Raw genomic sequence first — 16,033 nt, 5'->3', positions numbered from 1 at the left:
CCCCGCAAGCGCCTATATTTGATACGGGATTTTGATAAGGGTTTAACAGTTTTGAGTAAGTTAAAAATCGCCGTCGTGGGGTTGGGAAAGATGGGTCTCAGCCACTTTGCAATGGTTAATGCTCATCCTGACGTGGAAGCCATCGCCTGCGATGGGGCTGGCTTCATGGTGGATGTGCTTAGCAAGAACATCTCCGCACCCATTTACAAAGACTACGACGAGATGCTGGCGCAAACTGTGCTTGATGCAGTTATAATCGCCACCCCTTCGCGCCTACATGCTCCAATGGTTGAAGCAGCTCTGAACAAGGGGCTTCACGTGTTTTGCGAGAAACCCTTCTGCCTTGATTGGGTTGACAGCGAACGGCTGACAGCGCTAGCCGCCGAAAAAGGATTGGTGGCACAGGTGGGTTATCACTATCGCTATGTGGGTGCCTTTGCCGAAATGCAGCGCCTGATCGCAGCCGGTGCAATTGGGCGGATCACCCATGTGCTGGCCGAAGCCTATGGGCCTGTGGTTCTGCGCCCCAAACGGACCACTTGGCGCACCGATAAATCCGAAGGGGGAGGGTGCCTCTACGACTATGCTGCACACCCACTCAACCTCCTGAACTGGTTCTTTGGCACACCGGATCAGGTAATCGGTTCGCATCTGGGCCAAGTCTTTTCTGAAAGTACAGATGACGAGGTGTTCTCTACGCTTCGTTGGAATGACGGGCCGACGGCACAACTGTCCGTGAATTGGTCGGACGAGAGTCACCGCAAAATGTCCGCCAAGATTAACCTCATCGGTACAAACGGCAGGCTTTTTGCCGACCGGCAGGAATGTCAGGCGTTTCTGCGCAAGCCGGTTGAGGGGCTTGAGGGCTATGGTCCGGGTTGGACAGTGAAGTACACTACAGAGTTGACCGAAGACCGTTGGTTCTATTTGCGAGGTGAGGAGTATTCTGCTCAGCTTGACGAGTTTATCTTGGCGGTGCGCGATGGCAAGACAGCTGCGACGCAAAATGGCTTTGCCAGTGCTACTGAGACCGACAAGACTATGCGTATGATTATCGATAACGCCGAAACTGGACAACCGGTAGGCGAAGCCCGCGCTGCCGCCCCTCAGGCGGCAAAAAAACGCAGCTGGTTTGGACGCTGAAGGAGACAGAGATGGATAAGCTTCTGTTTGGCGACAACCAGTTCTTTGGCATCAATCACATGTCTGAAGAAAAGGCCCGCGCCCAAGCCATGCGCTTTCAGCGCACCGATGCGGTTATGCAGGTGCTCGATACCGCCTATGATGCGGGGATTCACACCTTCATGTGCACAACGCATGATCGCATTGCCGAAGTGGCCGACCGGGTCAAAGCAGAGCCGGCGCGGTACGCGGATTTTCAGTTCTACCCTTGCATGCCCTACGCACATAAATACGCCAATGCGGTCACCGAGCACGGGATGGTAGGTGCGCTGCGGGAATTCATGCCATCGGGCGGGCTGCTGGCCACAGCGCTCACCGGAGCAACGGCCCTCGCTACCAAAGAAGTTGAAGGCATCGCAAAAGTACTCATCGACATGGAAATGAAGATGTTTGCGGGCACAAAAGCACCTGTGGTCTTCATCCAGAATGTCTTTACCGACCTTCTGCTTGGCATGGGCTTTACCCGCGCATTTCGTATTTTTGATGATCACATTCGTGAAAAATATGGGGCGGAGCCTGCCTATATAACCATGAATATGCCGATGTTGCTGGAGGCGCTGGAAAGAGGAGGCATCGAAAGGCCTATTATCTGTTCGAACATCAACAAGATCGGCTTTCGGATGTCGGGTGGCTTTGACTCATATCTTGAGGCGCTTCAATCAGGCCGTGTACGGGCTGTGGCAATGTCAGTCTATGCAAGTGGAGCCATTCCTGCGGACGAGGCTATCCACTGGATTTCCGAATTACCGGGCGTAGAAGCCATCGTTTTCGGGGCTTCGTCCGCAGGAAATATCAATGGTACCAAGGCGCTTGTCGACAAATACATGGGGGGGCCTGTGTGATGGCGGATGGAAGCAACGTGGACGCTCTGCCGGGTCTGGGTGAAATGAAACGTGTGCCCATGCTTAATGCCTGGGTGCATGATGTAGCGATGGACGATATCGTCGAACACTTCCGCGAAGGCGTTATGCTAACTTTGCATGTCGACATGATAATGAAGCTGCAGCAGGACCGGGAATTCTATGATCTGCTACCTGAGTTCGACGTGATCACCTGCGACAGCCAGATTATGTATTTCGCCACACACTGGCTGAGAAAACCAGTTCAGGAGAGGGTGTCGGGGAGTGATTACTTTCCGAAGTTCTACACTCGTTACGCCGACGATCCTTCCGTGACCGTGTTTTTGTGCGGTGGCAAACCGGGCGTCGCCGAAAAGGCCGCCGAGAATATCAATGCCAAGGTCGGTCGCAATATGATCGTGGGGGCCGACAGTCCTGCCTTCGATTTCGACAAAAATCCCGAAGAGATTGAACGCATGATCGCGGCGATCAATGACAGCGGCGCCACCGTCTGCCTTGTGGGTCTGGCCGGTGCGCGGCAAGAAAAATTCATTCTAAAATACCGCGACCGAATGCCTGGCATTAAGCTGTGGTTACCGCTTGGTGGAACCATCGACTATGAATCCGGTACCTTTGAAAGACCTCCGACCTGGATAACCAGTTGGGGATTTGAGTGGCTTTATCGATTGGCGAAGGAGCCGCGCGCACGCTTTCACCGCTACATCATCCACGAGCCACCCTTCCTCTGGGCGATACTTAAACAGATGCTGGGTATCTACCGCGATCCTTTCCGCTGATCGCATTAGTGACGTTTTGCCAGTCATCGGCAGGGCCCGCTTTTGCGAAGCGCAACGTATGCTCGTTTTTCAACCCTGTTCTTCTCCAGCAAGTTTTTTCAGAAAATCACCATAGCGGGACTTCCCGAAGATCTGGGCGTGCTCCAACAAGTTATCGCGATTGATCCAGCCTTGCCGAAAGGCGATTTCCTCGGGTGCCGAAATCTGCAGCCCCTGCCTGTCTTGAAGGGTGCGCACGAAATTCCCCGCGTCCAACAACGAACCATGCGTCCCGGTATCGAGCCAGGCATAACCACGTCCCATTCGCTCGACCGCAAGGGTCTCATCCCTGAGGTATGTTTCCAGCAACGACGTGATTTCCAGCTCGCCCCGTGCTGAGGGCTGTACACCCCGCGCGCGCTCCGGTGCACTGCCATCAAGGAAATACAGACCGGTCACAGCATAATCTGATGCCGGTTTTTCGGGCTTTTCAATGATATCCACCGCGCGTCCGGCCGCATCAAAGCTAACTACCCCATAGCGTTCCGGGTCGGTTACCTGATAGCCAAAAACCGTGCCACCGGTCTCTTTTGCATTGGCGCTTGCCAGAATTTCTGGCAGGCCATGGCCAAAAAAAATGTTGTCACCCAGCACCATTGCCGACGGGGCACCAGCTAGGAAATCCTCTGCCAGAAGGTATGCTTGTGCCAACCCATCCGGTGAGGGTTGAACAATCCACGTGAACGAAACCCCCCATTGGCTGCCATCTCCCATCAGCCGCTGAAATTGCGACTGGTCTTCGGGCGTTGTAATCACCGCGATCTCACGAATATCCGCCAGCATCAGGACACTCAGCGGGTAGTGAATCATTGGTTTGTCAAAGACAGGAAGAAGTTGCTTGGATACTCCCATCGTAATTGGGTAAAGCCGCGTGCCTGATCCGCCGGCTAATATGATGCCTTTGCGCGTGCTCATGCAATCCACCTTTCAAACAAGTTGTCCCATCGGATCGTAACGTGAGCCGACCCGGGTAGAAACTGTGTCGTTGTTCCTAGGTCAGAACATCCACAATCTGTGCTGCTGCAGTCTTCCAATCAGGGCGTGAAATGCCGAATTGTTTCTCTAAATCCGAGCAATCCAGGCGCGAGTTGAGGGGGCGTTCTGCTGCGGTAGGGTAATCGGCAGTAGAAACGTCGAGGATGTCGATATCCCGACCTGCGCTGGAAAAAATGAAGCGCGCAAACCCAGCCCAACTGGTGTCTGGAGCACCGGAGTAATGATAGATACCAGATTTATCCGGCGTCAGCCTATGCGCAAGCACAAGGCAGGTTTTGGCGATGGCACTGGCAGGTGTTGGCCCGCCCACTTGGTCGGCAACCACGGTTAGGCTGTCACGAGTTTCGGACAGCCGGAGCATGGTCTTCAAAAAGTTGCTGCCACTAGCAGAAAAAACCCAGGACGTCCGCAATATTGCATAAGTACCACCTGCGGCTTTGACAGCAGTTTCACCAGCCAATTTGGACCGACCATAGGCTCCAAGAGGCGCGGTCGACGCTTCAGGTGAGAACGGAGTATCGCCAATCCCGTTGAAGACATAATCGGAAGAGATATGCACGAATGGTATGCCCAGCTCGACGCAGGTTGCAGCCATGGCGCCCGGTGCTTCTCCGTTAATCGCCGTCGCCAGTCTTTCTTCTTGTTCAGCGCGATCCACCGCGGTGTAAGCTGCGGCATTGATCACTGCCTGAGGTGAGTATTTTTTGATTGCGGCCGAACAGGAGGTCGCATCCGACAAATCAGCGGTATCGCGGCCGAGGAAAACCGCATCACGTGCTTGCGCGGCGAGGGCCTGTGCGACCTGACCGGTTTTCCCAAAAACCAGAACTGTCATGACTGGTCTCCCAGCCTTTCGCCCACACCTTGGCGATCTTGTAACGCACGCCACCAAGGTTCGTTATCCAAATACCACTGAGCAGTAAGGCGCAGCCCTTCTTCGACCGTGACTGATGGCCGCCAGCCCAGCTCCTCGCGAATACGGGTCGGATCGATCGCGTAGCGCGCATCGTGGCCAGGGCGGTCGGCGACAAAGGTGATCTGATCGGCGTACGAGCCTTGTGCCTTAGGACGCAATTCATCGAGGATAGAACAGAGTGTCTTTACCAGTTCAAGGTTGGAACGCTCGTTTTCACCGCCGATATTGTATGACCTGCCCAACTTGCCTTTCTCAAGAACCAGTAGCAGGGCGTCGGCATGATCCTCGACATAAAGCCAGTCACGTATGTTGAGCCCATCGCCATAGATCGGCAGGGATTTACCTGCCAGTGCATTCAGAATGACTACCGGGATCAGCTTTTCGGGAAAGTGGTATGGACCGTAGTTGTTAGAGCAATTAGTCAGCAATACAGGAAAGCCAAATGTTTCGTGCCATGCGCGAACCAAGTGATCAGATGCGGCCTTAGAGGCCGAGTAGGGGCTGCGTGGATCATAGGGGCTTTTTTCAGTGAACTGTCCGGTGGGTCCAAGAGAGCCAAAGACTTCATCGGTCGAAATGTGATGAAAGCGGAAGGTCTCCGGTCTCCCAGTTTCTTCCCAGTATCTTCGCGTGGCCTCCAGCAGGGTGTAGGTCCCAGTGATATTGGTTTCAATGAATGTACCGGGGCCGTCAATGGAGCGGTCCACATGGCTTTCTGCAGCCAGATGCATAATCGCGTCAGGCGCGTGATTTGCAAAGGCGCGATCCAACGCAACATGATCGCGTATGTCGGCCTCTATGAAGGTGTAAAGCGGATTGTCTTTGACCTCTGCGACGTTGCTGAGACAGGCGGCATAGGTCAAAGCATCAAGATTGATCACTTCATAACCTCGTGCCACAGCCAGTCGCACCACCGCCGATCCGATAAAGCCTGCTCCACCCGTAACAAGAAGTCTCATGATGGGTCCTTGTGCTTTATAATGCGTGCAGGCACACCAACTGCAGTTGACCCAGCAGGCACATCGCTCAGCACAACTGCATTCGCACCAATCACGGCGTGCTTTCCTATTTTCACCGGCCCAATGATGCGCGCACCCGGGCCGATATCCACATGCCCCTCAATTCTTGGGGCACCTTTCTGATTGCGGTTTACCCCCAATGTGACCTGCTGAAAAATAGTGCAATTTACCCCGATCTCCGTACTCGGGTGAATCACCACGCCATTTGGATGTGGCAATAACAATCCGCCCCCGATCCGGGTATTGAGCGGAATATCGGCGCCAGTGATGGTCGACCAGAGGCGGTAGCGTAGGATGGCGACACGCCGCCGTATAGCACCGCCTTTCTGATAAGCACGAATTGCACCCAGAAGCCTGCGGGATGGGTCCCATGCCCAGCGATGCTTTTCCCGTGCCCAATCCGGTTCAGTTGCAGAGATGGTCATTATCACGCGCCCGTAAGAAACAGTTGATCTTATCGGCTTTCACAATTCCCTCGCGTCGTTCTGCTAATCTACTGTTAAATAACTGGCTCACTGTAATAGGCGCAGCATCGGATTGGAAAGCGGGTGCCCTGGCCACATCTCCACGCAGTTGGATCGCCAAAAGACTCATACTTTCCGCCTTCCTGTTTTGCCTGAGATCTCTGGAATTTACCTCAAACCAACTGGATAGAGCCACAAAAGATCTTACGGCGCAACATGGCTACCGTGAAGAACTTGCAATACGGTGTTAGTGAGCTAACGCTGGAAGAAGATTTTTTGGTGCGCGTATAAGGATACGATTTCATGGCGAAAGTTTCCGGGTCACCCGTCCCTGCTTATTTTCAGTGGATTGATGGGATGCGGGGTGCTGCCGCGCTGATTATTGTTATTTTCCACTATCACCACTTCTATCTTGCAGATCACGCTGATCGATCATCACTACCGGATACTAAAGACTTTCCCTTCGCAAACATACTGCAGATCTTCTTCGATCACGGTTACTGGGCAGTGGAGCTGTTTTGGATAATTTCGGGATTTGTCTTTGCTCATGTCTACCTTCCGCGAAAAGCTACGCTACGCGAATTCGTTACTGCGCGTGTCGCGCGGCTGTATCCCCTGCATGCCATCACCCTTTTTTATGTTGCAACCCTTCAACTTGCGTCCCTTTTTACCCTGGGTCACTGGCAGGTCTATGGCAACAACGATCTGCGTCATTTCTTACTTAACCTTTTCATGGCTACCAACCTCACCACTCAAAGCCGTGGTTTGAGCTTCAATGGACCGATCTGGTCGGTCTCAATGGAACTGGCGGCATACGCGTTCTTTTTTATTGCGCTCACAGGCATCCGACGGCTTCCAGTGCTTGTTCCGTTGATGTGCAGTATTGTTGGTTTTTCAATGGGTGCGATCGGACCGGGCTTGCCGATTGTTCGCCTCGCTATCTTCACGTGTGCAGGATACTTCTTTGCTGGAACAGTTCTTTATGGTCTTTGCGCGCGGCTGGACTGGAAAGTAGTGTACTTGCTCGGGCTTTGTGCTGCAGCCTGCGGCACGGTGATAATTTCTTGGGATGCGCTGAACGACGTCGTGCGGGCTATTCTCATCAGTGTTTCTTTGATTCTTTTTCTGGCAGCGTGTGATCTGATGCTGCCGTCGATTGGGGGGCACCTGCGCGTGTTAGGGGATATCAGCTATTCCGTTTATCTAGTACATGTCCCCTTACAGATTACTTTGCTACTAGCAGCAGACCTTTTCTTGAACGGTAGTCGCGCATTCGCAGACAGCGCTTGGCTTATGCCTGTATATGTATTTCTCAGCATTGGTCTTGCGCTTGCAGCTCATCGTCTGATTGAAAAGCCTGTTGGCTCCTGGATGCGTTCCAAGCTAGCAGGGAAATCAGACTAAAAAGGACTCTCGAACTCCGAAAACGAAGGCGCAGCAGCGTCTTTTTCCGAAAGGATCGGAGTTGTGTCGCCCAAGTTCCAGTCGATACCGCAACTGTCCCATCGCACTGCACCTTCGGCTTCCGGAGAATAGTAGCAAGAGCACTTGTAAATGACTTCGGTATTGGGTTGTAGAGTGACGAAGCCATGCAGAAAGCCGTCGGGCACCAAGAGTTGTCGACCGTTCTCGAAGCTCAACTCGACACCCAGCCAGTGCCCGTAGGTTTCTGAGCCTTTGCGGATATCCACGACCACGTCAAGGAGGCCACCTCGCCCACAGCGAACCAGCTTGGATTGCGCATATGGAGGCGCCTGATAATGCAGGCCGCGAATTGTGCCAGGAGCGGCAGACAGGGAGTGATTATCCTGCACCCAATCGATATCGAGCCCAGCGTCTATCATACGCTGGCGATTCCAGCTTTCTGAGAAGAACCCTCGCTCGTCGCCGAACCGGCGGGGTGTCAGAATCACGATACCCGCAAGGTTAGTTTCATCAACTCTCATATTTTTTTGCATCACATATGGTGGATCAGAAACCTAGGCGTCTTAGGCGCGGAGCGATGCGACGATGCAGAACCGGTGGGAGAACATCATGCAAAAGCCGCCGCCGCCGATCTCGCTTATCCGAAGCGTCGTTGGAGCCAGGGCGCGGTTTGAAGATTGTGCCGTGTGAAACTCGCGTATCGTCCCAGGTCGCCGTGTAGTAATAAAGAGCGATCGACTGTCGTGGCAGGCCCTCGGGGTGGTTAACCGGCTCTGGGTTGCCATGAAATGTGTTCGATCCGGTGGAGAAACACACCATACGGTTTTCTGTGGGCGTAAAACCCGCCACCTTCCGGGTCATGTCGTTGTCCCAAATCTCAAAAGAACCGCCCCATTCTTCTTTCCAGGGCGGATTAAGGTAGATCAGAACATTGAGCCGCCGCTCCACATTCATATGCGAGTGAAGGTTGAAATCGGCATGGATGTTGAGGTGTCCACCATTGAGTGTCTTGTGAATCCCAGCACCCATGAAGTAGGGGTCGGGAATAAGTTTCTTGATCCCGGTCATCTCCTCCAGAAACAGCAGGAAGGGCCGCGAATTGAAGGCTTGGAACAGGTGTCTCGAGTAACTGGGCAGCCGGTCGGGGTTATATTGCGACTTGAGCTTTTCCTCGGCATTGTCGAACGCAAGGTCAGCTTCCGGTAGCGAGGCGATATCTGCACGCACTTTCTCGATCACGTCCATTGGCAGAAAATTGTCGATGCAAATATGATGGTATGGCTTGCCTGATTGGTAGTCATCAGCGTAGCGGGCGCCGATTTCCTTCGCGGTCGCGGTCGGAATGGTAAGAGATTCGGAATTTATGGGAAACGCACTCTCGGACATATCTGGTGTTCTCACTACTACAATTTTTGACGTCGAATCGCCAGTTTTCAATGTCATACCCACTGTATCGAATGGTATCCTTGCTGGCCGACGAAATCGATACAAACGCTAACGATAGACATAGTTCCATGATGACGGAGCGCGGTCTACTAGTTTTAATAATTGTGTTTATCTTATTGGCTGTGATTCAGCCCGATGAGCCGGGCTGCTTAGAGGTGGAAGATGGATTTCGCAATTAGGTTGCAGGCTCAATTCCGGGGTTAGGGGAGTTGACCCTCATAGAATTCGGACCGCAGAGCCCGATTTAACTCTGTTCAATGGGCGGGTGATCAACGACTTTGCGGCAGGTATATGGTGCGTGCCAGAATGGGCCTGACACCAGATCTCACCGTGGATGCGTCCAGCCCAAGTCTATCTCATAACAAGTCGGCGCTGCAGGCTAGCTCGATTTAGCGACAACACCCTCCGTGACCCATTTATCGAACTGGGCCAGAACTCGTTCGCAAAATTCCGCATCGTTGATATGAGCGTCCATCTCGGTTGTCGGAACCCGACCTGGCATGACTTTGCGAACCTCATCTACCATATCAGCGAGCGCTTCGGGATTGTGCGCCTCTTCCCCTTCTTTGTCCCAGGCTTCGATCCCGCGAACCGGAAGGAAGAAGTGAACGGGGCCAGTCGCGGCCTCCAGCCGGTTGGCAAGTTCTCGTATCCAGGCGCGGCGCTCATCGCCATTGAAGACCGAGCTTTTTATCAAGCGGTTATGCTCATGAAATGGCCGGTCAGCATATCGGTCGGGGATGTCCTGCCAGCCGGCAAAATCAAGAAGATCCAGCGCACCCGGGGCGACCAGCTGCGGTGTGCCCACCCGTCCGGCATTGGTAACGCGGTCTACACCGCTGGAGACCACGGAACCCGCCATCAGGTTGCCGAACTCCTGCATGCAAAAATCCATGACGCAGGCAAACGCGCCTTCACCCGCCAGTTTCTCAAATGCCATGCCGCCCATACCTGTTGAATGAAACACGGCAACTTCGAAACCACGCTCTTCCAGCGCCGGTTTGAGGGTTTTCATATAGCGAAGACAGGAAGATCCAAGGCTGGTCATTCCGATCAGCGGTTTGCTGCGATCCGGTGCAACGGCAGCCTTTGCGGCCCCGACAACAGCCCCGGCCGCTTGCAGCAGCGAGGACCGACAAATCGAGTTCATACCGTACAATCCGCCGGCCCAGAGGATCATCTGAATATCCGGAGCCAACCGGTGCGGTGGGATCAGCGGAGAGAAGCTGACGGTGGACACGATGTATTTCGGCACCCCCATAGGCAGAGACTGCGCACAGTCCAGAGCAAGGTCGGTACCCATGGTGCCACCGGTTGCCTGCATCCCGTCAAAACGTCCCTCGGCATATGCCTGCGCGACGGCTTTCGCCGCACCGGCTGACATCACGCGAAAGGCTTTGTTTTCATCGCCCTGGGCGATAACTTCGTTGATGGTCATTCCACCCGCGTCGGCAACGTCGTGCTTTGAGATGTCGGTTGGTTCGGAGGGGTCGCCCAACACAGAAACATCCATCGTCAGCACATCTGCACCCTGCGCCTTGATCGCCTCTTCGATGAACCGCATCTCAGGTTCCTTGGTATCGTAAGTGCCAATCAGCAGGATTGTCTTTGTGGTCATTGGTTCCTCCCATTCAGGCGAGCTATTCGAGGTATCGGGTCAATAAATCTCGGGCGGTGTCGACGAACCTTGTGTTGCGCAGGTCAGATCCATCTTCGTGCAGACGGGATGAAATCCAGCCGACATATGTCGCGGCACGCAGGGCCATAAACAACTCAAGATGGTCGGTGCAGATTTGCCGTTCGGATCGGTATCCGGCCAGCAGCGCGTCGTGAAGCAGATCGTAATCCGGTTCGCGCAGATTTTTGAGCAGCGTTGTTGCTATGTCAAACAGACGGAACCCAAATCCGGCATCATCGAAATCGATCAGCCACACCCGGTCCTCATCAACCATGACATTTTCGCGGACAAGATCGGCATGGATCAGCCCGTAATCCAGTCCGCTTTCCAGCTGTCGCAGATCACCATCCGCAACCTCCCGGAACGCGAGAAACAATTTACGATCCTCAGCCTTGAGGGTCGGGTTTTCCCAAAAGCGATCCCAAAGGGGCGTATCCCCCAGTAAGCCGGGCCGGTCCCACGACCAGCGTGAAAAGCCATCGGGAGGCACCCAGTCATCGCTGATCCTGTGCAACCGCGCCATTTCTCGGCCAATCGTATGAAAGATCCCCAGACGGTCTTTGTGGTCGATACCAGATCCCGTCGCTCCCAGCGGGTGACCCGGCAACCAGTTGAGCATGTCGACCTGAATGCCGCCCATCACCTGCAGGTAAAGGCCCTTTGTGGTTGGCACTGGCGTAGGAACGCGGACACCATTTTCTCTGACTGCGGCCATCCATTGCAGTTCTGACCGAAGCTCTGCATCGGTACGGAGCCCCTCGCGATGCAGGCGCAGCGCGTACGTGGCCGCTTGCGTTTCAATCCGGTAGACGTGGTTCTCCCGAGCCGCCGCGAGCGACCATGCGGCATCGTCCAACCCCCAAAGTTCCAGAGCCTGTTCTACGATCTGCTTCATGTGGTCAGCGGTGTAGTCGCCAGCACGTCGTCCAGCGTATCGAACAGGAGATCAGCGTTTTCGACCGAGAACGGCATAGGTGGACGGATCTTGAGAGTGTTTTTGTGGCGCCCCAGTTTGGAGTGAATGATACCACGATGGCGCATCGCGTTGATGACCCGATCGGTGAATTCGCTGGCTGGCTCTTTGCTGTCGCGATCCAGAACCATTTCGGCCCCGAAAATGAGACCCGATCCGCGCACGTCTCCGATGAAATCATATTTCTGCTTTAGCATATCCAACCGGGATCGGGCATGATCCCCAACGGTTTTCGCATGTGTGACTAAATCCCTGTCTTCGATTTCCCGCAACACAGCCATCGCCGCGGCGCATGATACAGGGTTGCCACCGAAGGTGTTGAAGTAACGGTACCCCTTGCGGAAGGTCGCAAGAATTTCATGCCGCGTTGCCACGCCGCCTACGGGATGGCCGTTCGCCATAGGTTTGCCCATGGTCATGATATCCGGCACGACGCCCATCTTCTGATGCGCCCACATATGTGTGCCGGTGCGACCAAATCCCGACTGGACCTCGTCACAGATCAGAAGGCCACCAGCCTTGCGCACAACCTCGGCTACAGGTTTCAGCCAGCCGTCGGGATGATCGGGGAAGCCTTCGTTCAGGAAATAGGGACAGACGATCAGGGCGGCAAAGCCTGTTCCGGCCTTTTCATGCTCGGCGATCCGTTCCGCGACGGCTTCGGCAAACTTCGCCCCATCCGGATCAGGATTGCGATAGCTGTCGGGGGCCTCCACAAACCGGAAATATTGGTCCAGTCCAAATCCGACGGTCGGCACATTCGACTTGCTCAACTGGCTGACAAGTGCGGTGTTGCCGTGATACGTCGCGTCAGTGGCGATGATGCCCCGTTTGCCGGTCATCCCTTCGGCCATGCGCAGCGCGATGTCGTTTGCCTCGGACCCGGTACAGGTCAGAATGGCCGTATCCAGTGACGCATCCATGGTTCCGGTCAGCTTCTCGACATAGTCCAGAATGCCGTCGTGCAGATACCGCGTGTGAGTATTCAAAGTTGACGCCTGTCGATGGATCGCGTCGACCACGCGCGGATTGCAATGACCGACATGGGGAACGTTATTGTAGCAATCCAGATATTTGCGCCCCTGGGCATCCCACAACCAGACACCTTCGCCTTTCACGAAATGCACCGGTTCGTCGTAGAACGTCGAGACATTGGGCCCCAGCAGCCTGGTCCTGCGTTCCATAAGTTCGACGGATTTTGAAGGAAGCGTCATGCGGCCATCCCCTGATCAGAGCTTTATCCAAGCGGTTTTCAGATCGAAATATTTCTCGAGCGCGTGCAAAGATTTGTCATGCCCGTTCCCGGACTGGCGTACACCGCCCAGCGGTACTGTCAGATCCGCGCCGCCATAGGTGTTGACATGCATGACCCCGGTCCTCACCTCGGCCACCATGCGATGCGCCCGGCTGAGGTTTGAGGTCCAGACGCCTCCTGCCAGCCCATAGACGGTGGCGTTGGCCAGTCGGACCGCCTCAGCCTCGTCCTTGAAAGGGGTTACGGCCAGAACCGGACCGAAGACCTCGTTCTGGAACAGGTTATCTGTTTCTTTAACCCCGGCCATTACGGTGGGTGACATGTAGTAGCCGCCGGTTTCCGTCAGTATACGTTCACCGCCGGTGCGACGTTCGGCGCCTTCGGCTTCGGCCTTTTTGACGAAATCCAGATTGGCGTCGAGTTCGGGCAGGCTGTGCACTGCGCCAATCTGGCTGTTCAGGTCCAGCGGATCGCCGACCCGGAAGCTTTCGGCATGGCGTGTGATCTCTGCTACGAAATCCTCATAGATGTCCTGTTGCACCAGCAGGCGGGAACCCGCGACGCAGACCTGCCCTGAATTGCGGTAAATCCCCGCCGCCGAGACCTTGGCGGCTTCGGCAAGGTCGGGGGCATCAGCAAAAACGATATTCGGAGACTTGCCGCCCAGTTCCAGATAGCAGCGCTTAAGGTTGGATCGCGCGGAATACTCCAGCAGACGCCGACCCGTCGCACCCGATCCGGTGAACACCATGATGTCTACATCCATGGACAGGGCCAGCGCTTCGCCCACGACCGAGCCACGCCCGGTCACCACGTTGAACACGCCGTCGGGAATGCCGGCTTCGGCGGCCAGCTCGGCGATTTTCAGAAGGCTGAGCGAGGCACTTTCCGCCGGTTTCAGCACGATGGAATTGCCCGCCGCAAGGGCAGGGGCGATTTTCCAACTGCCAATCATCAGGGGGAAATTCCATGGGACGATCGCTCCGACCACTCCGACAGGCGCATGATGCACCAGGCCCAGAACATCATGGCTGGTCGGAGCGACCTGCCCGTAAATCTTGTCGATGGCTTCGGCATAGTACCGGAAGGTGGCAGCAGCCGAGAGCGCCTCAGCCTTATAGGCCATGTTGATCTCGGTACCATTGTCGCGCACACCCAGCACCGCGATTTCAAGCGCGCGGGATTCGATCAGATTGGCCAGCTTCAGCAGAACCTTCTTACGTCCTGCAGGGGACATGCGGGACCATCGGCCATCTTCGAAGGCTGTCCGTGCAGAGCGTACGGCAGCGCCGACATCCGCAGGGCTGCCCTCGGCGATTTGCGTCAGAGGCTGGCCATTGATGGGCGACTGCACCTCGTGCAGAGCACCGGTTTCCCCAGCCTGAAATGCGCCGTTGATAAAGTGGCCGCGTGGGGCAATCTCCTGCGCGCGCAAGGCATCGATGGAAGACTGATCCATGTAAGTTATCCTTGTTGGTTCGGGTGGTCGGAATCCACGGCTGGCACGTGAGGCTCGGGTCTGAGCTTGTTCTTGAACTCAAAGTACAGCGTGCGGAAATGCAGGATCAGGATCAGCACGATCAGGCCGAACAGAATTGCTGCGATAGGCCGGTCGATGAAATCCAGTGGCGTCTTGACCCGCGCCATGGCGCTGCGCAGCTTGGTTTCCATGATGCCGCCCAGCACCATGCCAAGGATGATCGGCACGATGGGTAGATCAAGCCGCTTGAGGATCAGGCCAAATACTCCGAAACCGGCCGCTATGGCGCAGTCGGTAATCGAGTTGCGCAGGCTGTAGACGCCGACGAAAGCCAAAATCAGGATCATCACACCCAGGAAGCGCGTTGGAATCTGGATGATCTTGAGAAGCAGATTTGTCGAAAACAGCAGGAACACCAGAACGATCACGTTCAGAATGATCAGCGCCATGTACAGAGCCATGACGAAATCCATCTGGTTCTCGAACAACTGCGGGCCGGGGATCACGTTGTGAACATAGAAGACCGACAACATCATCGCCGTAAGGGCCTCGCCGGGGATGCCAAGAGCGAGCAGGGGGATCATCGCCGCGCCCGGAACGGCATTGTTTGCCGCCTCGGATGCCACGAGGCCCTCGGGTGAACCATCCCCGAACTTGTCGGGGTCTTTCGACGTTTTCTGGGCATAGGTATAGGACAGAAACTGCGAGGTGAACTCGCCCGTTCCCGGCACCATACCCATAAGAACGCCAATGCTAGAGGATACGGTGGCGACCCGTTTCAGGCCCAGCAGCTCCTTTAAGCCGCCAAAGATACTTCCGCTGACATGGGTATCCTTCGGAGCGTGGTTCTTTTCCAGAAGCAAAAGAAAGGCCTGGCTGAGCGCAAACAGACCCAGCACCACCACGATCAGATCAATGCCCGAGGCCAGCCAGCTTTGATCGAAGGTGTACCGGCGGGTGTATTTGACGGGTTCGAGCCCTACCGTATTCAGAAACATGCCAAACGCTGCCAGCATTCCGGCAGCGAAAATCTGCCCCCGATGCGCCAATACGACAAGAACAATACCTAACAGCGCGGCCAGGAAAATCTCTCGGCTGCCGAAATGCGGTGCGATCATAGCCAGAACCGGCGACAGCACCATCAGGCAGATGATTGCAAATACGCCTCCGAAAAATGAGGCCGTATAGGCGAGTGACAACGCCCTGTGACCTTGGCCGCGCTTTGTCATGGGGTAGCCATCATAGGTGGTTAGCGCATTGACCGCGGTACCCGGCGTGTTGATCAGGATAGCCGGGATCGCCCCGCCATACATGGATGATCCATAAATCCCCAACAGCAAAGTCAGGCCAACAATGGGCTCGAAAGCAAATGTGGCGGGCAACAGGATGGCGATAGCAACCGCAGCACCCACACCGGGCAGTGCACCGATGATGACGCCGCCGATTGACCCAATCAGAAGGGCAACGATGACCTGCCATTGCAGCAGGATCGAAACACCGGAAAGAAGCGTTTCCATGACAGCC

The 16,033-nt window shown here is 55.2% G+C and carries 15 protein-coding genes; 4 read left to right on the top strand and 11 right to left on the bottom strand.

Translation table 11 applies throughout. The annotated features are described in order from the left end of the window. Window positions 1–51: 51 nt before the first annotated feature. Genes RA27_RS12530 through RA27_RS12520 form a run of 3 tightly spaced genes read left to right on the top strand, consistent with a single transcriptional unit; the run spans window position 52 to window position 2,818 of the window. Window positions 52–1,143: a Gfo/Idh/MocA family oxidoreductase gene (locus RA27_RS12530; protein ID WP_206539993.1), complete on the top strand. Its 1,092-nt coding sequence runs from the start codon at window positions 52–54 to the stop codon at window positions 1,141–1,143. Between the two features lie 11 nt (window positions 1,144–1,154). Continuing rightward, on the top strand, window positions 1,155–2,024 hold the full coding sequence (locus tag RA27_RS12525) for a hypothetical protein (protein WP_039539318.1): 870 nt from the start codon (window positions 1,155–1,157) through the stop codon (window positions 2,022–2,024). Next, window positions 2,024–2,818, top strand: a complete 795-nt coding sequence (locus RA27_RS12520; RefSeq protein ID WP_052265279.1) for a WecB/TagA/CpsF family glycosyltransferase — start codon at window positions 2,024–2,026, stop codon at window positions 2,816–2,818. Before RA27_RS12525 ends, RA27_RS12520 begins: the two co-directional genes overlap by 1 nt. Window positions 2,819–2,887: 69 nt before the next feature. On the opposite strand, the gene rfbA is transcribed toward RA27_RS12520, so the two are convergent. From rfbA to RA27_RS12500, 4 genes are all read right to left on the bottom strand, one after another. Beyond that, complete coding sequence (gene rfbA, locus RA27_RS12515) at window positions 2,888–3,772, bottom strand: glucose-1-phosphate thymidylyltransferase RfbA (protein WP_039539316.1); 885 nt, start codon at window positions 3,770–3,772, stop codon at window positions 2,888–2,890. A 76-nt stretch (window positions 3,773–3,848) separates the two neighbouring features. Continuing rightward, complete coding sequence (gene rfbD / locus RA27_RS12510) at window positions 3,849–4,688, bottom strand: dTDP-4-dehydrorhamnose reductase (RefSeq protein WP_039539314.1); 840 nt, start codon at window positions 4,686–4,688, stop codon at window positions 3,849–3,851. Further along, window positions 4,685–5,728 carry a dTDP-glucose 4,6-dehydratase gene (gene rfbB, locus RA27_RS12505; RefSeq protein WP_039539312.1) on the bottom strand — a complete coding sequence of 348 codons (1,044 nt, stop codon included), beginning with the start codon at window positions 5,726–5,728 and terminating at the stop codon, window positions 4,685–4,687. The genes rfbD and rfbB overlap by 4 nt, the downstream gene beginning before the upstream one ends. Then, window positions 5,725–6,213 carry a serine acetyltransferase gene (locus RA27_RS12500; protein ID WP_039539310.1) on the bottom strand — a complete coding sequence of 163 codons (489 nt, stop codon included), beginning with the start codon at window positions 6,211–6,213 and terminating at the stop codon, window positions 5,725–5,727. The genes rfbB and RA27_RS12500 overlap by 4 nt, the downstream gene beginning before the upstream one ends. 342 nt (window positions 6,214–6,555) lie before the next feature. Between RA27_RS12500 and RA27_RS12495 the strand changes: the two genes are divergently transcribed. Further along, window positions 6,556–7,656: an acyltransferase gene (locus RA27_RS12495; RefSeq protein WP_039539308.1), complete on the top strand. Its 1,101-nt coding sequence runs from the start codon at window positions 6,556–6,558 to the stop codon at window positions 7,654–7,656. On the opposite strand, the gene rfbC is transcribed toward RA27_RS12495, so the two are convergent. The 7 genes from rfbC to RA27_RS12460 all read right to left on the bottom strand — a co-directional run bounded on the left by rfbC (window position 7,653) and on the right by RA27_RS12460 (window position 16,026). Beyond that, entirely contained in the window at window positions 7,653–8,198 is a 546-nt protein-coding gene (gene rfbC / locus RA27_RS12490; RefSeq protein WP_039539306.1) for a dTDP-4-dehydrorhamnose 3,5-epimerase, read from the bottom strand. The two genes, RA27_RS12495 and rfbC, sit on opposite strands and share 4 nt — an antisense overlap. Before the next feature lie 25 nt (window positions 8,199–8,223). Continuing rightward, complete coding sequence (locus RA27_RS12485) at window positions 8,224–9,063, bottom strand: 2OG-Fe(II) oxygenase (protein WP_039539304.1); 840 nt, start codon at window positions 9,061–9,063, stop codon at window positions 8,224–8,226. Between the two features lie 439 nt (window positions 9,064–9,502). Then, window positions 9,503–10,741 (bottom strand): Tm-1-like ATP-binding domain-containing protein, encoded by a 1,239-nt coding sequence (locus RA27_RS12480; RefSeq protein WP_039539302.1) that lies wholly within the window; start codon window positions 10,739–10,741, stop codon window positions 9,503–9,505. Between the two features lie 22 nt (window positions 10,742–10,763). Further along, on the bottom strand, window positions 10,764–11,696 hold the full coding sequence (locus RA27_RS12475) for a homoserine kinase (RefSeq protein WP_039539300.1): 933 nt from the start codon (window positions 11,694–11,696) through the stop codon (window positions 10,764–10,766). Next, window positions 11,693–12,988: an aminotransferase class III-fold pyridoxal phosphate-dependent enzyme gene (locus RA27_RS12470; protein WP_039539298.1), complete on the bottom strand. Its 1,296-nt coding sequence runs from the start codon at window positions 12,986–12,988 to the stop codon at window positions 11,693–11,695. Before RA27_RS12470 ends, RA27_RS12475 begins: the two co-directional genes overlap by 4 nt. Before the next feature lie 15 nt (window positions 12,989–13,003). After that, window positions 13,004–14,488 (bottom strand): aldehyde dehydrogenase, encoded by a 1,485-nt coding sequence (locus RA27_RS12465; protein ID WP_052265278.1) that lies wholly within the window; start codon window positions 14,486–14,488, stop codon window positions 13,004–13,006. A gap of 5 nt (window positions 14,489–14,493) precedes the next feature. Then, window positions 14,494–16,026, bottom strand: coding sequence for a tripartite tricarboxylate transporter permease (locus tag RA27_RS12460; protein ID WP_039539297.1), 1,533 nt, complete (start codon window positions 16,024–16,026; stop codon window positions 14,494–14,496). Between the last annotated feature and the right edge of the window lie 7 nt (window positions 16,027–16,033).

Source organism: Ruegeria sp. ANG-R, assembly GCF_000813985.1.
GTDB lineage: Bacteria > Pseudomonadota > Alphaproteobacteria > Rhodobacterales > Rhodobacteraceae > Ruegeria.
Note: the sequence above shows the minus strand (reverse complement) of the source record. Positions and strands in the feature narration are given on the sequence as shown.